The sequence below is a fragment of the Caballeronia arationis genome (genome assembly GCF_001544975.2).
Taxonomy (GTDB): Bacteria; Pseudomonadota; Gammaproteobacteria; order Burkholderiales; family Burkholderiaceae; genus Caballeronia; species Caballeronia arationis.
Genome location: NZ_FCOG02000002.1, coordinates 139,408 through 158,318 on the forward strand (window position 1 = coordinate 139,408; position 18,911 = coordinate 158,318).

General features: G+C 62.3%; 15 protein-coding genes. 8 read left to right on the forward strand and 7 right to left on the reverse strand.

The window, feature by feature from the left end; translation table 11 throughout:
• Positions 1-84: 84 nt before the first annotated feature.
• The 3 genes from AWB81_RS01815 to AWB81_RS01825 all read right to left on the reverse strand — a co-directional run bounded on the left by AWB81_RS01815 (position 85) and on the right by AWB81_RS01825 (position 6,489).
• The gene (locus AWB81_RS01815) at positions 85-3,747 is read right to left on the reverse strand and encodes a WD40 repeat domain-containing protein (RefSeq protein WP_062632185.1); all 3,663 of its coding nucleotides are present in this window, start codon (positions 3,745-3,747) and stop codon (positions 85-87) included.
• Complete coding sequence (locus AWB81_RS01820; protein ID WP_062632186.1) at positions 3,744-5,141, reverse strand: toll/interleukin-1 receptor domain-containing protein; 1,398 nt, start codon at positions 5,139-5,141, stop codon at positions 3,744-3,746. Before AWB81_RS01820 ends, AWB81_RS01815 begins: the two co-directional genes overlap by 4 nt.
• Before the next feature lie 382 nt (positions 5,142-5,523).
• Positions 5,524-6,489, reverse strand: coding sequence for a GlxA family transcriptional regulator (locus tag AWB81_RS01825; protein WP_062632270.1), 966 nt, complete (start codon positions 6,487-6,489; stop codon positions 5,524-5,526).
• 110 nt (positions 6,490-6,599) lie between these two features.
• On the opposite strand from AWB81_RS01825, the gene AWB81_RS01830 reads away from it, so the two are divergent.
• Positions 6,600-6,896 (forward strand): muconolactone Delta-isomerase family protein, encoded by a 297-nt coding sequence (locus AWB81_RS01830; protein ID WP_062632187.1) that lies wholly within the window; start codon positions 6,600-6,602, stop codon positions 6,894-6,896.
• A 52-nt stretch (positions 6,897-6,948) separates the two neighbouring features.
• Here AWB81_RS01830 and AWB81_RS01835 read toward each other — a convergent pair whose 3' ends face one another.
• Positions 6,949-7,131, reverse strand: a complete 183-nt coding sequence (locus AWB81_RS01835; protein WP_062632188.1) for a hypothetical protein — start codon at positions 7,129-7,131, stop codon at positions 6,949-6,951.
• Between the two features lie 316 nt (positions 7,132-7,447).
• On the opposite strand from AWB81_RS01835, the gene AWB81_RS01840 reads away from it, so the two are divergent.
• Complete coding sequence (locus AWB81_RS01840; RefSeq protein ID WP_062632189.1) at positions 7,448-8,572, forward strand: porin; 1,125 nt, start codon at positions 7,448-7,450, stop codon at positions 8,570-8,572.
• 90 nt (positions 8,573-8,662) lie between these two features.
• Positions 8,663-9,958 carry an MFS transporter gene (locus AWB81_RS01845; protein WP_374730466.1) on the forward strand — a complete coding sequence of 432 codons (1,296 nt, stop codon included), beginning with the start codon at positions 8,663-8,665 and terminating at the stop codon, positions 9,956-9,958.
• Between the two features lie 291 nt (positions 9,959-10,249).
• On the opposite strand, the gene lhgD is transcribed toward AWB81_RS01845, so the two are convergent.
• Both lhgD and glaH read right to left on the reverse strand, forming a co-directional pair.
• Positions 10,250-11,530 (reverse strand): L-2-hydroxyglutarate dehydrogenase, encoded by a 1,281-nt coding sequence (gene lhgD, locus AWB81_RS01850; protein WP_062632191.1) that lies wholly within the window; start codon positions 11,528-11,530, stop codon positions 10,250-10,252.
• Positions 11,527-12,462: a glutarate dioxygenase GlaH gene (gene glaH / locus AWB81_RS01855; RefSeq protein ID WP_062632192.1), complete on the reverse strand. Its 936-nt coding sequence runs from the start codon at positions 12,460-12,462 to the stop codon at positions 11,527-11,529. Before glaH ends, lhgD begins: the two co-directional genes overlap by 4 nt.
• Positions 12,463-12,561: 99 nt before the next feature.
• Between glaH and AWB81_RS01860 the strand changes: the two genes are divergently transcribed.
• A complete protein-coding gene (locus AWB81_RS01860) occupies positions 12,562-13,482 on the forward strand; it encodes a LysR substrate-binding domain-containing protein (RefSeq protein WP_062632193.1) in 921 nt (306 codons plus the stop codon).
• Between the two features lie 226 nt (positions 13,483-13,708).
• Positions 13,709-14,437: a GntR family transcriptional regulator gene (locus AWB81_RS01865; protein ID WP_235025694.1), complete on the forward strand. Its 729-nt coding sequence runs from the start codon at positions 13,709-13,711 to the stop codon at positions 14,435-14,437.
• A 62-nt stretch (positions 14,438-14,499) separates the two neighbouring features.
• On the opposite strand, the gene AWB81_RS01870 is transcribed toward AWB81_RS01865, so the two are convergent.
• The gene (locus AWB81_RS01870) at positions 14,500-15,543 is read right to left on the reverse strand and encodes an AraC family transcriptional regulator (RefSeq protein ID WP_062632195.1); all 1,044 of its coding nucleotides are present in this window, start codon (positions 15,541-15,543) and stop codon (positions 14,500-14,502) included.
• A 236-nt stretch (positions 15,544-15,779) separates the two neighbouring features.
• Here AWB81_RS01870 and AWB81_RS01875 point away from each other — a divergent pair, with 236 nt between their 5' ends.
• The 3 genes from AWB81_RS01875 (at position 15,780) to AWB81_RS01885 (ending at position 18,821) form a co-directional block, all read left to right on the forward strand.
• Positions 15,780-16,691 carry a TauD/TfdA dioxygenase family protein gene (locus tag AWB81_RS01875; RefSeq protein WP_062632196.1) on the forward strand — a complete coding sequence of 304 codons (912 nt, stop codon included), beginning with the start codon at positions 15,780-15,782 and terminating at the stop codon, positions 16,689-16,691.
• A gap of 9 nt (positions 16,692-16,700) precedes the next feature.
• Positions 16,701-17,303, forward strand: a complete 603-nt coding sequence (locus AWB81_RS01880) for an RBBP9/YdeN family alpha/beta hydrolase (protein WP_062632271.1) — start codon at positions 16,701-16,703, stop codon at positions 17,301-17,303.
• 465 nt (positions 17,304-17,768) lie between these two features.
• Positions 17,769-18,821, forward strand: a complete 1,053-nt coding sequence (locus AWB81_RS01885; protein ID WP_062632197.1) for a beta-keto acid cleavage family enzyme — start codon at positions 17,769-17,771, stop codon at positions 18,819-18,821.
• The last annotated feature ends 90 nt before the right edge of the window (positions 18,822-18,911 follow it).

Below are 18,911 nucleotides of genomic sequence, written 5' to 3' on the forward strand. Positions count from 1 at the left end.
CCGCTTTCATGCGAGCGACGCACTCGGGGTGCTGGTTTCGTCGAGCTTCGTGCCGGTGTTGAACGCACCGAGGCATGCCGGAAGCTACTGCGCGGTGGCCTCGGACGCCTTGGCAGGCTTGCCGGACGTGGCCTGCTGCGTCGGGCCGCGTGTTCGCGAGATCGCTACCTGCTCCCGGCAATTCGTGTCGCCAAGCCCGTAGGCGCACTTCTCCTGTGCGCTCAGTCCGCGCTTGGTCAGCGAGCGGGCGAAGCGCTCCATCATTGCGCGTTCGAGCGGAACCAGCATGGTTCCTGAGTTGAGCTCGACCGCCAGAATGGTGTTGCGCGGGTTGAACTTGACCCCCTCGACATTCGCGAAATCGAGACTGAAGGCCGTGTCGCCTGATGCCAGGTCGAGCACGCTAACGCCCTTCGTGTTCCAGTAGGCCAGCCATCGGTCGTCGGTGCTGAACTTCGAGCGCGAGTCGCCGAGGCGCTTGATCAGGGCGCCGCCCGAACGCCGCACGACCTCGAAGCCGCGCGTCCGGTCATGACCACCGGAAGGAGAGTTCTGGATCTCGAATCGCCCGAGCGGACTGACGCGCGTTTCGTCGTCCTCCTTGGGCGCCGGATGCGACTTCGCCAGATCCTTCACGCTCGTCGGCGCCGAAGCCGACAGCGGCCAGACACTGGGGGGATCACCGGTCGTGTGGAACCTCACGATCACCGACTGGCCGTCGTCGTCGATTTTCACGGTTGCGCGGGGAGGCAGGTCCACGATTTGCCCCGTCGGCACGAGTTGTTCGTCGCGAACCGCATAGACGGCGATCTCCGCGTGCGCGGGGCCGGCCGCGGACCTGCGAAAAACGCCCAGCGCGGTGCCCGACGGCGAGGCAATGAACGAAGACCGAACGCCTCCGGGTTGCTCCTTCCAGGGCGTCACGACCGCACCGTCGCGGGTTCTGATCACTTTGGCTGGCCCGGGCTCCTGACCTGTGATCAACAGCAGTTCGCCGTCGCGGCCGAGGATACTTGCACCACCCGCAACCGGCGCAAACCGATATGCGCCGGTTGCCGGGTCGAGCACGTAGGTCGTATCGCGCTTCTCCTTTGTGACGACGGCGACGACGCTGTCGCGCGCGAAGCGCAGCTCCCTGGGCTCGTCGGGCAACTGGATCCGCGTCTGCCTGGCCCGCTTGCCGTCGGCGGCCGGCACCTCGATCACATCGATCCAGGCTTTGCCCCGACGCGAGAGCACGACCCACCGGCCGTCGGGCGAAGCGTCGAAGTACCTTGGGTCGCCGAGTATCGCGAGCAGCAGCTTGCTCGTCGAGTAGATATGGACAACGCCGTCCTGATCGACGAGCGCGACCCGGGCAGTATCGTCCGTGACCGAGAGCAGCCCTGCGTTGTTACCGGCAGTCCTCGGCTCCGCGCCCTTGATGCGGATCTCTCCGTGCACCGCGTTCGGTCTTCCTTCCGCGACGACGATATCTCCCGAATCGAGGTACTCGACGAATGCTCCGCCTCCGGGACTCCAGACCACGTCATTGATCTGGCGGTCGTCGCCCGTGCCCGCATTGAGAGGCTCGTTCCCTTGCGCCACGGTGTACTCGCAAGTGGTTGCCCTGAAGTTGGCGGAAGAGGTTTTCGCGCCCGGCGACACGGATTTCGGCTGCAGGCAGCGAGTGAAGTCGATCGGCGTGGAGACCCAGTTGCCGTCCTGCTGTCGTTCAATCCGCTGCGCGAACAAGTGCTCCTTGAAGCCGGCGCCGACGATGGTCTTGCCGTCCTGAGAAAGACCGATCGCGAGCAGTCCCTCTGCCCCGACTTTCATGACGTCCGCGCTTGGATCGCGGTAGTCCCACACCCAGATGTGATCGTCCTTCTGGATCGACGCGAGCCATCTCCCGTCCGGGCTGAACACGAGGAGCGCGCGATCGCGAATCGCGGACTGTGGCAGAGAACCCGACAGCGTACCGCTGCGCGAGTCGAACAGGTCGACCGATCCGGCGCGCGCGACCGCCAGCTTGGTCTGATCCGGACTGAACGCGATGAACATGGCATCGTTGAGATCGGGCTTCGAGGACCAGAGCCTTCGCGGCTCCGGAACGTTCAGGTCCCATACGGTCAGGGTGGAGTTTCCCGCGAGGACGGCCAGCAGATCGCCATCCGGGTTGAGCGCAACGACTTTTGCCTCGCCGCCGAGCTGGTCCGGACCCAGCTTTTCCGAGGGCCAGAGATATTGCCCGGAAGCAAGCAACGCCGAGCGCGCCTCGCTCGTGTCGGCGCGCTTCAGTCCCTCCAGCGCGAGCAGGACGCCGACTTCCGGATCCTGGGCCGTGCCGGCGAGCGCCGCCAGCTCCCTGGACTGCGCGCGGCTGCGCTCGGCTTGCGCGTCCGTTTTAGCCCAATACGCGGAAAGCGCAAGGCCGGAGAACGCCGCGATCGCCAGTCCGCTCACTGCGATAACGCGCCGCAGCTTGCTCTTTTGTCGCCGCTCGGCGAGCACGCGCTCGTCCGCACGGCGGCGGTCGCGCTCTTCCAGCGCGGCCTTGGTGAGAATGTCATGGGTGAGCTCGACCCGGTTCGTTCCGTGTTGCTGCTCCTGACGAAGCAGCCGCCCGTCTACCAGCGCGGCGATCTCCTCGGCAGTGACAAAGCCATTGACGATCGCGTCGTCCACCGAATAGCTGTTCCGGTAGCCATGTTCCGTAATGAGCTTTTCTTCGACGAAGTGCCGGACCCGATCGGGATAGACCTGCAGGCTTCGGCGGTAGAACCCGGTAACGATGGTGTCCTTCTCGCCCTCGAACATCGCCTCGGTGATGCGCTCCGCGCCAGCCAGCTTGCGATGCTCGTTGACGCCGCGGCAAAACAGGCTGAGGAGCGCGGGCTCGACCGTGCGCGGGGCGCCCGGGTCGGCCGTGGCGCCGGCCTCGTCCGCTGCGCCCAGCGACAAAAAGGCGACGATTCTGTGCGCGAGCAGTTCGTCGACCAGATGGTCCGTGCGTTCGTTGTAGACCGCCTGCAGCGCCTGCTCGGTGCCCATCGGCAAGAGGCGCATTCGGTTGCGGCGCAGCGAAGGCATGATCGGGCGCCAGCCTTCGAGATCGGCGAGAAAGTCCTCGCGCAGCGACAAGACGATCTTGTACGGCATCGCCTCCTTGTCAATTTCCTCGTCGCTTACGGCACGCTCTTTCAGGCGCCGTGCGAGTTCGGCCGGGATCCGGTTTTCGGCAAGGTCCGCAAGCGCCTCGCGAAAAGTCGTGACCTCGGCCGGCATGGAGCGCCCGAGCGTGAACAGTTCTTCGAACTGATCGAGCACGAATACCGGGCGCGCCATCCGGTTGAGCTTCGTCCAGAATTCGAGCCCGGGCGCGTGCAGGTAAGCCCACAGCGACTGTCCGGCCGCTGGCGGCTCATGAGCCACTTCCTGAGCTCGCAACGTCTCGAAGAACGCGAGACACAGTTGCTCGACGAGTGGTGCGGCGCCGGGTCGGACCTGCAGCCGGACGAACACGGGCAGATAACCCTTGTCGCGCAACCGCGGAAAGACGCCGGCCTTGAGGAGCGACGATTTGCCGAGCCCCGACTTGCCGAACAGCACCGTGACTGACTCGTCGACGATGCGGCGCAGAAGCTCGTCCGATTCCGCCCGGCGACCGCTGAAGAACTCCTGCGAGGATTCGTCGTAGGACGCAAGGCCCGGCCACGGGTTCTGCGGGTCGAGTTGCGGCGAAGGAGAGCCGCCCGGCGTGCTCATCTCGCGTCTTCGCGTCGCATGGCGCGAATCTCTTCGACAAGGGACATCTCCAGCGCCGCGTCTGGCTTGCCGCCGGGCGCGTGTCCCGGCTGCACCTCCTGCAGATCGGGAAAGACATCGTAGAGTGCCTGGTAGCGCTTCAAGTCGCCGGTGTAATCAGCGTCGATCACCACCGGCATGATGAATTTGCGTCCCGGCATCCGCCGCTTGCGTTTGAATGCCTCGCTCCACTCCTGGAAGACGTAGCCCTCCGACGTTCGCACGCGGTTCGTGGTGCGCTCGGAAATCACTGGCAGGAAGAGCCGCACGTCGCGCTGGATCTGCGGAAGAATCTTGCGCTCCCAGTAATCCCCCGGCTCCAGTTCGACTTTGTCGAACCATACGTCGCCGCCGAGCGCCGAGATGCATGCGTGCAGCCGTTCCACCTCGTTCAGATTCTCGCGCCCATAGCTGATGAAAATGCTGCCGCCACGCGAATCCGCATCGGGTCGGCTCGTCTCCGTTCGAGACGTTTCGGGATTGCGCTCCAGCCAGCGTTCGAGCAGTTCCGCGACGAATGCCGCGGCTGTCCCGGCGTAGATGTTGATTTCGGTTTCCCGTCCGAAGCGTCGCAGAAACTCGGGGAGAGCGGAATCCGAGGGGGCTGCTTCTCCGGCGCTGAAATACGCGCGCTGTGCGACGCGCAGGCGGTCGCGCGTCGCTGCGCGCAGGATGAAGCGTCCGAGCCAGTCTGGGAAGTGGGCACCGAGCAGCAGCAGGTGGCTGTTACGCAGCTCTGAGAGCAGCCATTCGGGCGGCGGCACGTCGCCGCTCACGAAACGGTGGATGAACTCGAGCTGGTCCTCGTCGTGGATCGCGAAATCGGATTTGCCGCCGGCACGGCCGAACAGGCTGAAGACGACCGGTGCCGCGCTCGAGCGCGGCAGCAATGCTTCTGTCTGGGCCGCCGTGGACTGGTTGAGCGAGAACTCGATTTCGCGCGTCACGGGCTGGCCGCCGTACCGGACCTGATCCAGTGCGCGCGCCATCAGGGAATCGAAGGTGAGGCTTACGAACAGTTCCAGTCGCCGGATTTGCGCGAGCTGTTTCAACGCGGGTGGTACGGGAAACGGCGGCGACAGGCCCTTCAACAGGCTTCCCACGCGATCGTAAAGTCCCGCGAGTCTTGTCTGGGGCTTTTCGAGATAAGCGCCGACTGCGTCGTTGAGTTCGAAGTAGGGCGTCCATGTGACCGCGAGCTTTTCGCGCTCCGCGAGGCGCTCGGCGATCAGCCGCTGCAGGGAAACCTGGCGCCCCTGGTAGTCCGCTTGCACGAGTTCCTGGCCAAGTATCGGCACGACCTTGCCGTCCTCGATGTATTCGAGCAGATAGTCCCACGGGAAGTCTTCGTTCACCGCTAGCTCCCTCTCACCTCAAGGATGGAAGATCCGTTGGCATACGAACGCGCGTCGGCTTGGATCAGAGTCCATCGCAGGCACCTCGTGGATCAGTACAGGGAGAGCCTCGTCCGATGATCTGCGACACGATCGCCGTGTCCCGCGGACTTCTCCCCTTGCGATGTTTCAGTTCAAAACATCGGTATTTTCCCTGATCGAGGATGAACTAAGTTTAGGTTTCCGGAAGCGATTTGATAGCTCGATATGTCATGAGAATCCGCCATGCATGAGTCGTATCCCGCCTGCGCGAGCCCAATGAATTCAGCCGTGTCGCAGGCGGCGCGCGCGAACCTCGGCCGTACCGGACGCTGGTGAAGATCAGCCCACGGTCAGCCCGCGGTCAGCGAAGGTCGGCGCGCAGTTCGCGCACACCGCGTCCCAGGCGTTGGCGCAAGAGGGTTCGCAAGGTGGCTCCGTCGACGTAACCGACCTCGGCTGCGATGGCGTCGATGTCCAGGCCGCTGCCATGGAGAAGAGACTGCGCGCGTTCGACACGAAGATCCTGGAAATAGGCCAGGGGCGATTTGCCGAGCACCTCCTGACATCGGCGTTGCAAGGAGCGCGGGCTCGTCGCCAATGCGTTGGCGGCCTCCTGCAACGAGAACCCGGACTTGAGATGTTGTCGCGACCATTGTTCGAAGCGCTGGGTGAGCGGATCCGCCTGCGCCAGATGATTGGGGATGATGTAGGGCGCCTGTGAACTGCGGATATCCGCGAGCAGATAGCGTGAAACGACGGTCGCCAGATCCGGGCTGGCTTTGCGTATTAACCAGAGAGCGAGATCGAGATGTCCCATCGCTGCGCCGGCCGTGACGCCGACCTCCGTTGCCACAAGCATGCGCGATTCATCGAGCAGGACATTCGGGTAGCGCTGACGAAACAGCGGGGCGAGCGACCAGGTCGTCGTCGCCTCTCGATGATCGAGCAGGCCGGCTTCTGCCAGAACGAAAGTCCCGATACACGAAGCGGCGATGAATGCGCCCCCGGCACGCCACCTGACTAACTGAGCCATGGCCTGGACGACATCCGATCGCCCGAGAGCGGGGACCAACTGGTCCGGAGTCGTGGTGCTCAGCGCTGGGACGATGACCCAATCGGGCTTCAGATCCGGCGTTATCGCTTGTACCGGGATCGTAAATCCCTGGCCTGAGCTGACCTTCCTGCGGACCCCGACGATCGACACATCAAAGCGAGGCGATCCGCCCATGGTCCGGGCCGAAAGGCTATTCGCGGCTCGCAGGGCATCGAGCGTAACGGCGAGTCCGGTGTCGAACACCCCTTCGAGGGCGAGTACAGATATGCGCATGGCGTAAATGACCACAAAGTTGTCATTTACGACGATACCGTCTTTCTGGGTTGATCGCTAGAGTGATCACCGTTGCACGTCGCAACAGAGCTTGAACAAGGAGATCACTCATGAAAGTTTTTGCTGTCGGAACGATCATCAACCCGCTCACGCCGGAACAACAGCAGCAGATCATGCCCAAAGAGGTTCCGGACACCCTGCAGCTTTACCTCGACGGAAAAATCGAGCAGTTCTGGTTTCGCCAGGACCGCCCCGGCGTGATCTTTCTCATGAACGTGGCGTCCGTCGATGAAGCCAAGACGGCGGTGTCCGAGCTTCCCCTGTCAGAAGGCGGCTTCATGACGTTCGAACTGACGCCGGTCGGCCCGCTTGCGCCACTAGCTCGCCTGATCCAGAAGCAGGCGTAGGAGGAGGTTCGCCGGCGCTGCGGGGCAACCGATCGTGTTGCCTCGCAGCGCTTCACGCTTCCTTCGGCGCGGCGTCATGGTGAATCGTCGTCACGATGCCGAGCATGCAGCTGTAGCAAAGCGCTTCATGGATCATCGGAGTGGTATTGCCTCCCTGGGAGAACTCTGACGCAAACTGCCCGACAGCCAGGGCTTTGCGCATCAGAATCGTCACACGCGACAGTGTCGACAGCATTTGAGTCCCTCCGTTCCTTGACATCGCATCGGCGCGACGTGCGAGACCATCGTCGCTTCAGTCTAGACGGTTCTAATATTAATGTCGACATGAATATGTGCGCAGGAATTTTCCGTCGCGACCCCTATACGATTCCTGCTCCCAGGTCGACTAAGTATAAATATTAATGTCGACATAAATAATTTTGGCGGATGATTGCGTTATCGGTGTTCGGCAACGCAATACGCGCCGTTGCAGACGCGCGCTCGATTCGTCGGGCGGCCTGCAAGTCACACATCGCGTCCAAATCAAGTGACAGGCGTGTCAAGGAGACACTATGAAGCGGGAAATCGTCGGTATCGGACTGCTGTCGCTATTGAGCGGCAGTGCTCATGCGCAGTCGTCCGTTACCCTCTATGGGGCTATCGACGCCGGCATCCTCTACCAAAGTTCGGCTGCGGCATCCTTCAGTCCCACGGCTCCCAACACCGGAAAGATCGTTCGCTACAAGGACGCGGGCATGCATTCGAGCATCTGGGGAATGCAGGGCTCCGAGGATCTCGGCGGCGGATATCGGGCGAACTTCCGCCTGCAAGGCGTGTTCGACAGCGGCTCGGGAAAGTTCGGTCTCAGCGATACGACGGGTGTCGGTGCCGCGTTCAACCAGATCGCGACTGTCGGTATTTCGGGTCCGTTCGGGGCGGTCACGATCGGCAGGCAGTTCGCGCCAATCATCAACGCGATGTCGACGACCGATGCGCGCGAAGGCCATTACTTCGGCAGCATCCTTACCGCGTGGATCAGCATAAGCGCGGTGTCGGGATGGTCTGGCACCAACACCAATGTGCCGATCGGGGCGCTCTATGACAGCAACGCAATCGTCTATCGCAGCCCGAAATTCGCAGGCATGACACTGGCGCTGGAGTATGCGCCCGGGGGGGTGGCAGGCCAGTTCCAGGGTGGCACACGCGAGTCCGCGGTGCTGCAATACGCGTATGGCGGCCTGAACCTCTCGGCCGGCTACTACTTCGGGCACGACACCAACCTCGCGCCCGGCGTCGCACCGACGGGGCTTGACAACAACCGGCTGCTTTATCTGGGCGCCCTCTACCGATTCAATGGCTTCACGGTATCCGGCTCCTTTAGCAGCGGGAAGAACCCATCCAATACCGGACAGACCGACCTGCAGTTGTACTCGGCCGGATTTGGCTATCGCTTCTTCCCTGCCTTTCAGGTGACGAGCGGTTTTTACTACATGAAGGACATGAACGACTCGGCCAATCATTCGGCCTTGTACGTCATCGGCGGGGACTATTCCTTGTCGAAACAGACGCAGTTGTACGGGCAAGTGGGCGAGGTCATCAACAGGGGGCGCATGAATCAGATGATTGCTTACGGGCAGATCGTTGCGCCGGGTGTGTCGACGACGGCAGCCATGGTCGGCATCCGGCACAGCTTCTGATTGTCTGGGGCGCTGCCCAAAACACACCGGCAGACGATGCCAGATCACACTATTCGATATGATTTTCGTGATTCACTGGAGGAGACGGAATTGAACCTGCATACGAGTAACGCAATGCCGGCCGAGTCGGCTGCGGCTACGAGAGGTGCCCGAACCTACGCGTGGGTGGTATTCGCGTTGATGTTCGGCCTGTTGCTGTCGGACTACATGTCGCGACAGGCGATCAATGCCCTGTTCCCGATTTTGAAAGTGCAGTGGCAGATGTCCGACACGCAGTTGGGTTCGATCAGCAGCGTGGTGCCGCTGGCGGTGGGCGTGCTGACGCTGCCGTTTTCCATCATGGCCGACCGCTGGGGACGTGTCAGAAGCATTGCGCTGATGGCTGCGCTGTGGAGTTTTGCCACGCTCGGATGTGCCATCGCCAGCAACTACAACGAGATGTTCGTCGCGCGGATCTTCGTGGGTGTCGGCGAGGCCGCCTACGGGAGCGTGGGTATCGCGATGCTCATGAGTGTGTTTCCGAAGCGTCTGCGCTCTACCATTGCCGGTGGATTTACATCTGCCGCCGCGTTTGGGTCGGTGCTCGGTGTTTCGCTTTCCGGCATCATCGCGACGCACTTTGGCTGGCGCTGGTCGATGGGCCTGATGGCAATCTTCGGCTTTGTCCTTGTGAGCATCTATTGTGTCGTCGTCACGGAACGCAGGCTTTCGCGGGCGCGGCCCGACGACGCGAGCGGAAAGCCGGTGTACGGACAAGTGAGGCTGACCCCGCGCGCGCTGTTCTCGGGCCTCTTTCCGTCCCGTTCCGTTTTTTGCGCGTACCTCGGCTCCGCCTTGCAAGTCTTCATTCAGGGCACGCTTTTTGTGTGGCTCCCCAGCTATCTGTATCGATACTGGGGCATGCCTGTCAGCAAAGCGGCCGTCGTGGCGGCAGGGCTCGTCCTCGTCAGCGGCCTGGGCCAACTCATGTGCGGCGTGATAACCGACCGCATCAGCGGGGAGTCGGTGCTCAAGCGGTGGAACATGGCCGTGGGCTATTGCCTCGCGCTAGGCGTCCTGTCGGCGGTCGCGTTCCGCTTGCCACCGGGCGATATGCAACTCGTGCTTCTTGCACTCGCTGTGTTCTTCCTTGCCAGTTCGTTCGGCACATGCAGCGCGATCATTGCGGGGGCCACACGGCCGGCCATCCACGGCTCGGCATTTGCCACGCTGACGTTGTTCAACAATATATTGGGTCTCGCAGCGGGGCCGTTTTTTACCGGCGTGGTAGCGGATGCGATTGGTCTTCAGGCCGCCTTGCGCTGGCTTCCGCTCGCAGCGATCCTGCCGCTCGCGGTGTACCTCATTGGCAGGTGGCGGCACGTCGTGGAAGCGCGACGCATCTGAGCATGCTGCCGGTCTGGCGGAACTCGCTGACCGGACTCGTCGACGTCCGTGTTCAGCGTCGTCGGCCTGATGGTCCGGCGGAAGGTTTATGCCGGGCCACCTTGGTCTATGACGTAGTGATGCCCTATCTGCAGGCTCAAAAAAATGCTCCGAAGGGAGCATTTTTTACTTGAGGGCCCGTTTCCGCGGGCTGTTGTCACGGCCGTCTCTCGCTACGCGAAAGTGGCGCTGACGGAAGACCGAACTGCGTTATTTCGATCTCCCGATGCATGACACCACCCGGCCGTGAACCTAACCGGCCGCCAGATCGTAGACATGTGCCGCCGAACGTACTTGAGTGGCCGGGGCAATATTGAAGCGCTTGTCGAAGGCTTCGACGAGATATGCGCCGATCGGCAGCGCAGAGGTCGCCGCCGGAGAGGGCGCGTTGCACACGTGCAGGCTGCGCTGCGATGAACGAATCAGGAAGTCATGCACCATGCTGCCGTCCGCCATCACGGCCTGCGCGCGTACGCCGGACGGGTAGGGATCGAGGTCTGCCAGTGTGAGTTCCGGGCAGTATCGGCGGCACAGTTCCAGATAGCCCCGTTTCCAAAGCGAGTTGCGCATCTCGCTCAGCCCCGACGCTCCATGCTTTCCAAGCATCTTCCAGAATCCCGGGAACGCCGCCATGCCGGCGAGATCCTTGAGATTTGCATCGCGCCAGCGATAGCCCTCGCGTGCCAGCGCCAGCACGGCATTCGGACCCACGGTGACATATCCGCCGATCATGCGCGTCAGATGCACGCCCAGAAAAGGGAGAGCGGGATCGGGCACCGGATAGACCAGATGCTTTACGATGTCGTTCTTCGTCGCCGGCAACCGGTAGTATTCACCGCGAAACGGCACGATACGAAAGTCCAGATCGACCTTGCACATGTTCGCAAGGCGATCCGCCATCAGACCCGCGCAGATGATGGCGTGCCTTGCCCGGAAGCGGCCGCCCGATGTCTCCGCGGTGATGCCGTTCTCGTCTTCGTGGAGGGCGTCTACACGCTGGTTCAGCAGAATCTGCGCGCCTCGCTCCTGCGCGAGCCGGGCCATCGTCGCGGTCATGGCCGGATAGTCCGCGATGCCGCTCGTCGCCACGCGAATCGCTGCCCGCCCCGCGATGCGCGGTTCGAGTTCCCTCAGCGCCGACTCCCCGAGCATCTGCGGGTCGAGCCGGTTCTGCTGGCAACGCGCATAGAGCGCATTCAGTCTTTCGACCTCGACCTCTTCGGTCGCAACAATCAGCTTGCCGCATCGCTCTACCGGCACCCCATGGCGTCGGGCGAACTCATAGGTCGCGTCGGCGCCTCGCCTGCAGAACTCGGCCTTGAGGCTTCCCGGCGTGTAATACACGCCGGCATGAATCACTCCGCTGTTGTGTCCGGACTGATGAGCAGCGAGCGACGCCTCCTTTTCGAGCAGAAGCACGCTCAGTCCCGGATGACGCTCGATCAGTTGCATGGCCGTCGAGACGCCGACAATGCCACCGCCCACGACAAGGACGTCCGCGTCATATCCGCGGTGATGCTGGATGGTCGTCATTGTGCGAACACTCCGCGTTGGCGCATCAATTCGCGGTGAAGGTCCGGATGCTTCTGGAAAGGCGCCCGGCCGTGCAACCAGAAATAGTTGTTGAGGACCACGAGGTCGCCCACGGGAAGCGGCACTTCGCGCGTCGCGGGCGCCGCTTCCATCGATGCGGACAAGTTGTGCAGATAGATCGCTTCGGCCGTTGAACGCGGTTGCACGAATTGATCGATGAACGACATCGAGAGACCGTGCTCGCTCTGGAAGAACACGTGGCGTTCGACCTGCGCCTCGACGTTCTTCGAACCGGGCGCCTTGTACAGAAAAGGCCGTGTGCCGAACGGGTCGTCGAGGAAAGCGTCGCGCTCGGCCCAGTCGTCGATATGCAGGAAGCGCGACTCGCCGCCCACAGCGTTTTCTTCCGCGAACTTCATCATGAGCAGCCACTCGGTTGGCTCGTCGACGAAGGTTCCGTCCGTGTGCAGCGTGAACAGACGGTACGCCTGACGCAGATAGGAGTCGCTGTCGTCGGTGTCCTTCACGAAGAAGCGCGCGTAGTAGGTGCCCGACATGGCGTCATGATTCGCCGGTCCGAGCAGGTAGCCGACTGCGGTTCCGAACCGGACGAAATCGCGATCGTCGGCGGTCGCATCCTGAACGCCCAGCGTGAATCCGCCGGTGGACCGGTCCCGGACGAGTTGCCGAAGCGCGCAAGCGAAACCGTCGCCGACTGCGCGCTCGAGCGCGTCCGCGAGCATGAAACGCATGAACGGCACGTATTCGAGGTTCTGCGGCTCGATGTGTTTGACTGAAGCCAAGAAGGTCTGCACCGCATCGCGTCGCACCGTGACATGACGCAGGCGTTCGTGATGTGGGTGACGCCCGATCGAAAACCTGGGTTGCGAATCGACCGGTGCCGCTATCGGCAATGCTGTTACGGAACTCATGAACGTTATCCTCGGGAATGGGTTTGGCTATTTGACTCCTCATCTGTAATTCGATAAACACGGATAGACTACGTTTTTATTCGCGAATCGAGATTAAAGATGATCGATAGTCGGCAACTCAAATTGTTCGTCGCACTGGCGGAAGACCTGCATTTCGCCCGCGCGGCCGACCGGCTCGATATCGCGCAATCGGTTCTCAGCCAGCAGATCAAGAGGCTCGAAACCGATCTTGGCGTTCGGCTGCTCAACCGCAACAAGCGAGCGGCGATCACCCTGACCGATGCCGGCGACGTTTTTCTGGTGGAAGCCAAGGTGGCGCTGCGGCAACTTGAGCGCGCGGACCGCATCGGGCGTCTGGCAGCAAGGGGAGAAGCAGGTCACGTTGCTCTCGGCTATATCGGCTCGGCCGTGACGACCGGGCTGCTCCCCGATACGCTCAAGGCATACAGGTTGACGAGCCCGGATGTCCGCATGCATATCGTGGCAATGGAAACGCCGACGCAGCTGGAGCGCCTGTCGGACGGAGCCATCGATGTCGGTTTCATCCGGCCGCGTGCGCACTATCCCGATGGAGTCACGGCCAGAGTCGTTCAAAGCGAACCCCTGCTGATTGCGCTGCCGGTGGACAGCCCGCTGTCGCGTGCGAAAGCGGTGAAGGCTTCGCAGTTGCGGGGGATGTCATTCATCGCGCCGCAGTTCAACGAGGCGGCAGGCTTTGCGGAGGATCTCGCCAGGCTCGGCCGGGTCGGCGGGTTCGACGCGCAGCCCGAGTATCGAGTCAACGATTTCCTCACGGCGGTGAGCATGGCGTCGGCGGGCTACGGCGTAGCCCTCGTGCCTCAATCCATCAGGGGGTTCGCCCAGCCTGGCGTGGTGTTCAAACCCCTCAGTGACTTCAAGGATCAGGTCGAACTCGCGGTGGCATATCGCGTTCGCGAGCATTCGCCTTGCGTGCAAGGGTTCATCGATACAGCCCTGTCATACGGCGGTGCCGGGAAGCGTCCGGGGCGAACCGCATGATGCGCCAGCGAGCCTCGTCTGACGCGCCGCACCCGACACGGACGATGCATGAATAATCCGTTTATCTCATGTCGACATTAATATTATCGACTACCGCAGCTGATATACTGGCAGTGCGCCAGGAGGCGTAATCGCAATGGTCCCGACGAGGTAGTTCGATATGGCGCGACAAAAAACCCAGGAGCTTCCCGACCTCAGCGTCCTGCTGGCGCCAAAGGATCAGCTTATGCTGGCGGTCGAGGACGCCGTGCTGCGCGGGCAGGAATGGACGCGCACCTCGATGCCGGTCGCGGCGCAGCTCGCGGCACGCATCGCCGGGGCGATCACGCTTAATCACATCGAGGCGGGTAAGCGTCTGCTGGAAACCGAGATCGGTGAAGTCCTGCACGTGAGCCGCGCGCCCGTACGCGAGGCGTTGCGCATTCTCGAGCGCGACGGGCTGGTGGAATTCGAGGCGCGACGTGGCGCAATCGTCACGCAGCCAGACGCGCGCGAGTTGCGCGACATCTTCGCCGTGCGCACCGTGCTGTATACCGCCTTGCTCAAGGAGTTGATGGAAGAGCGGCCGGCGGAACTCGGCAAACTGTTCGACGTGCACGTCAAAGCGCTCGAACGCAAGATGGACGAGTCGATCGACGCCTATCTCCTCGAAAGCTTCATTCTGAACTTCGCAGTGTTCGACCTGAGCGGCAATCACTTGCTCACGGACATGCTGAAATCGATTTCCCTTCGCGTATTGCGTTACAACCGCATGGCGTTCTCGGCATTCCCCGAGACGATCGGACAGTCGATCAAGGGATGGCGGGAACTGCGTCGCGCGATCGCGGCGCAGGACCACCCAAGAGTGCTCAAATGGGCCGAGGTGCGAATGAGTGCGTCACGCGACAATGCGATCCGGGCTATCGGCGGCGCGGCTCCGGAAGCGAAGGGCAAGCGCAAGACGGTCGCTGCGTAAGCAGGATGACGCGCCCCGTGGCGGCGCGTCATTGCAGTTCACACGCATGGCCTCGCAACGGGTTACGTTCGTCCTTCCCCCGGGAGTACGGCCAGCCGGCGCATTTTGCCGCGCGCGGCCCGGCTCTCCTTGGCGCTGCAACCGAACTGCGAGTGATACCAGCGCGAGAAGGCGCTCGGCGCGGAAAATCCGAGCAGGGTCGCCACCTCGGTCAACGGACGATCACTCTCGATCACATGACGCGTAGCGAGTTCCTTGCGAACGTCGTTTACGATCGTCGAGAAGCTCTGCTGCTGTTCTGCCAACCGGCGCTGGACGGTGCGGCACACGAGGCCCAAATGCTCGGCGACCTGTTCGACGCCGCAGCGCCCGCTCGGCAACAGCAGCAGGATGGTGCGCCGGACGTCTTCGAGCATCGTCGCCTGATGGGACATCGCGGACCCGTCCAGCAACTGCTGCGCGTAGCGCACCATTGCAGGATCGGCTGACGGGTTGCGTGCATCGAGATCGGCCTTCGCGCAGATGATGCAGTTGAAGTCATAGTTGAACTCGACGCTACGACCGAAAAGACGCCGGTGCACGCTCACATCGCGCGGTGCAGGGTGCTCGAAACATACGCGCCGCGGCTGCCAGTCGGCCCCGACGAGCTGGCGTATCAACTGCACCATGACTCCCAGCGCCAGTTCGACCCTCTGGCGCGTGGGTTGATGCGCCCTGCCAGCCACGACCGCCTCGCGAATGATGACCAGCCCGGAGTACTCCTCGATCGCCAGCGACAGCGAATCGTTGAGCAGCGCCTGGTAGCGAATCAGCATGTCGAGCGAGTCGCGCAGCGTCGCCTGATCGCGGATCAGCAAGCCTACCGCTCCGAGATTGGACAACAGGCGCGATTCGGCCATGCACAGGCCGAAACTCTCATTGCCCGACAGGGCTGCGGACGCCTGCAGCAGTTGCCCGACCCGCTCGACCGGAATCATGAGGTCCGGTTCGCTCAGCACGCTGGGACTTAACCCGGCGTCGCAGAGCATCCGCACAGGGTCCAGTCCGGCGGCGCGAGCGACCTCGTAATAGTTGGTGAGGCTCGCAGCGCGGACGAGTGGCGACATCGGAAAACCAAGTAGAAGATTGGCACCGAATGATAAGTCCGTGTCATGTAATGTCAAGCGGGGGAAACCCGCCGCATCCACACTCGAAGCATCGGTCGGCGTAATCGACAACAGCAACCATCTTGCATGGACCAGAGTCAGTGCATGGGATCAGAGGAAGCACTGAAGCGCTGACGCTTGTCGACGGCGCATGCTCTGGCCCACAGCGCCAACTCCAATCGACAGGAGACAACTTCATGATTCAAAGTCCCAACGGCGCACCGGCAGTGGTCCGCGCGACCTCTCTGGGCCACTCGATACGGGTCGAGCCAATCACTTGCACGATCGGCGCGGAGCTCGGCAATGTCAACCTGGGCGCGGCTGCGGAGGACGACGGGCTGATGGCGGAGATCCGGGCGCTGCTCCTGAAGCATCGCGTGGTGTTCTTCCGCGACCAGGACATCACGCGCGCTCAGCATGTGGCCTTCGCGCGTCGCTTCGGCGAACTGGAGGATCATCCGGTGGTGGGAAGCCATCCCGACTATCCGGGACTGGTTCAGATCTACAAGACGCCGGAGAGTCCTCCTGAACGCAATGAGAATTCGTGGCATACCGATGCCACCTGGCGCGAAAAACCACCGATGGGCTGCGTGCTGCGGTGTGTCGAATGTCCGCCCGTGGGCGGCGACACGATGTGGGTCAACATGGTCGAGGCTTACGAGCAGTTGCCCGAAGAGATCAAGGCGAAGATCGCCTCATTGCGCGCACGCCACAGCATCGAGGCGAGCTTCGGTGCCGCGATGCCGATCGAAAAACGTCTTGCGCTGAAGGCCCGTTATCCGGACGCCGAGCACCCGGTCGTGCGTATCCATCCCGAGACCGGCGAGAAGGTGCTGTTCGTCAATGGAAGCTTCACGACGCACTTCACTAACTTCAATACTGCGGCCAATGTGCGATTCGGTCAGGACAAGGCGCCAGGCTCCAGTCACTTGCTCAACTATCTGGTCAGTCAGGCCACTATCCCCGAATTCCAGGTGCGCTTTCGCTGGAAGAAGAACAGCGTGGCGTTCTGGGACAACCGTTCGACCCAGCACTACGCAGTGATGGATTACCCGCCGTGCCACCGCAAGATGGAACGCGCCGCCATCGTCGGTGACGCACCTTACTGAATGATCGAAATGAACTCTACGACACCTACCGTTCTCATCGTCCCCGGATTGCGCGAGCATGTGCCGGACCACTGGCAAACCCTGCTGGCAGGGAAGCTGCCTCGCGTGCACAGCGTCGCTCCCCTCGAACACGACAAGCTGAATTGCGCGGCCCGCGTCGACGCCATCGACCGTGCTCTGGCTGCCATCGAGGGACCGGTGATCATCGTGGCGCATAGCGCAGGCGCGATGATGGTCGCCCATTGGGCGGCCCGGGGCGCCACGCGCGAAGTCCGCGGCGCATTGCTCGCAGCGCCTGCTGACGTCGAGACGCCCATGCCGCCGGGCTACCCGACGACCGAAGCACTGGACCAGCATGGCTGGCTGCCGATACCCCGCGGCAGATTGCCGTTTCCGAGCATCGTCGCGGCAGGCAGCAACGATCCTTTGACGCGTCTCGATCGCGCTCGCGAGTTCGCGCAGGCGTGGGGTAGCCGTTTCGTCGAACTCGGCGCGGTGGGGCATCTGAATCCGGCGTCGGGGCATGGCGAGTGGCCACGGGCCGAAGAGTTCATCCGCGAGCTTTCCTCCACGAGCGATGTTCGGGCGTTTGAAAGTGCACGTGCTAGCTGAATGCGATGGCGCACACATTCGACGGCCGTGATCGGAATTCATAGCTGAAATCACGCAGCACTAGAACGTCGGCGCAAAGCCCGTCGACGCAAAAGCTCGCGTCGAACCGGCGTGAGCTTTTGTCATCTCGAACATCACTCCATCCGGCAGACCCGTCTCTGCGGCCAGCGCATGCTTGCGTCGGCGACGGGAGTGCCTGACGCACGCCGCATCACTCCTGTAGCAGTTCTTTCCCCGCGTCCCGACACACCAGCGAACAAGCCCGGTCGGCAGGCCGGGCTTGTTATTGCGACGCCGTCTGACCGTGGATTCGATTGCCGACGACTCCGTACTCCCGAGTCCGCAAACCACTGTCATGAAATGCCAAGTTCGAGGCATGCAATGTAAAGCGGGAAGTGGCGCCAGGCCAGATGATTCAGTCGTCGCCTCGGACACACAGACATCAAACCGTTGAAGGAGATAGAAATGCATTTCATGGACGACTCCCTGCTGCCTGAAAATCAGGACCCTCTGGTGATTCAAGCCGCGCCGTACGGACCGCAATGGCTGCCAGGCGATTCGGACGATATTCCGGTCAAGATGGCCGATCAGGTCCAGAAGGCCGTCGACTGCTACAACGCAGGTGCGACCGTTCTGCACGTGCATGTCCGCGAAGCGGATGGCACGGGTTCGAAGCGCCTGTCGATGTTCAACGAGATGCTCGACCGCCTGCGCTCGGCCGTGCCGAAGATGGTCCTGCAAGTGGGCGGCTCGATCTCGTTTGCTCCCGAGAACGAAGGCGACACCGCGGCATGGCTCTCCGACGACACGCGTCACGGCCTGGCCGAACTGAATCCCCGTCCCGATCAGGTGACCGTCGCGATCAACACCAACCAGATGAACACGGCGGAGATGAAGGTGCCGTCCGACGTTGCAGGCACGTCGTGGGAAGATCTGGAGAACAGCGCGTACCGGGAAATGGTGATTCCCGCCGGTCCCGCTTTCGTCGAGGAGCACATCCGGCGACTGGTGGCGAACGGCATTCAGCCGCACTTCCAGCTGGGCGACCTCGCGCAGTTCGAAACCCTTGGGCGCATGATCCGCAAAGGCAAATATATGGGGCCCGTCGTATTGAACTGGGTATCCATCGGGGGCGGTATGGATGGTCCCAACCCGCGCAGCATGATGGAGTTCATCAACCACGTTCCGGATGGTGCCGTGCTCACGATCGAGGGAACCGCGCGCCAGACATGGCCGTTGACGACAATGGGCATCTGTCTGGGAATGCACGTTCGATGCGGCATCGAGGACACGCTCAATGACAACCTGAACGAACGCATCACGTCGGTGAAGCAGGTCGAGAAGCTCGCGCGCATTTCCCGTGAACTCCATCGCGAGGTCGCAACCGGTGAAGACGCCAGGCGCATCTACAAGATCGGCGAGTTCTATAGCAGCGTCGAGGAGACCCTGGCCAAAAATGGCTTTCCTCCGACACGGCGTCCGGGTCAGCGCGGATTCACGCAATACCTTGGCGCATAACTGAATCTTCCAGAGATGGCTTTTGAATCGGCCGCGAAACGGACGCTGGGCATCGGTCCTCATCGACGTGATTCGGGCGGCTTCTCGTGC

Bases quoted from the DNA above. Each gene is read 5' to 3' on its own strand.
- AWB81_RS01815 (WP_062632185.1), bottom strand. From the start codon at position 3,747: ATGAGCACGCCGGGCGGCTCTCCTTCGCCGCAACTCGACCCGCAGAAC.
- AWB81_RS01825 (WP_062632270.1), bottom strand. From the start codon at position 6,489: ATGCGCATATCTGTACTCGCCCTCGAAGGGGTGTTCGACACCGGACTC.
- AWB81_RS01830 (WP_062632187.1), top strand. From the start codon at position 6,600: ATGAAAGTTTTTGCTGTCGGAACGATCATCAACCCGCTCACGCCGGAA.
- AWB81_RS01835 (WP_062632188.1), bottom strand. From the start codon at position 7,131: ATGCTGTCGACACTGTCGCGTGTGACGATTCTGATGCGCAAAGCCCTG.
- AWB81_RS01840 (WP_062632189.1), top strand. From the start codon at position 7,448: ATGAAGCGGGAAATCGTCGGTATCGGACTGCTGTCGCTATTGAGCGGC.
- lhgD (WP_062632191.1), bottom strand. From the start codon at position 11,530: ATGACGACCATCCAGCATCACCGCGGATATGACGCGGACGTCCTTGTC.
- glaH (WP_062632192.1), bottom strand. From the start codon at position 12,462: ATGAGTTCCGTAACAGCATTGCCGATAGCGGCACCGGTCGATTCGCAA.
- AWB81_RS01860 (WP_062632193.1), top strand. From the start codon at position 12,562: ATGATCGATAGTCGGCAACTCAAATTGTTCGTCGCACTGGCGGAAGAC.
- AWB81_RS01865 (WP_235025694.1), top strand. From the start codon at position 13,709: ATGCTGGCGGTCGAGGACGCCGTGCTGCGCGGGCAGGAATGGACGCGC.
- AWB81_RS01870 (WP_062632195.1), bottom strand. From the start codon at position 15,543: ATGTCGCCACTCGTCCGCGCTGCGAGCCTCACCAACTATTACGAGGTC.
- AWB81_RS01875 (WP_062632196.1), top strand. From the start codon at position 15,780: ATGATTCAAAGTCCCAACGGCGCACCGGCAGTGGTCCGCGCGACCTCT.
- AWB81_RS01880 (WP_062632271.1), top strand. From the start codon at position 16,701: ATGAACTCTACGACACCTACCGTTCTCATCGTCCCCGGATTGCGCGAG.
- AWB81_RS01885 (WP_062632197.1), top strand. From the start codon at position 17,769: ATGCATTTCATGGACGACTCCCTGCTGCCTGAAAATCAGGACCCTCTG.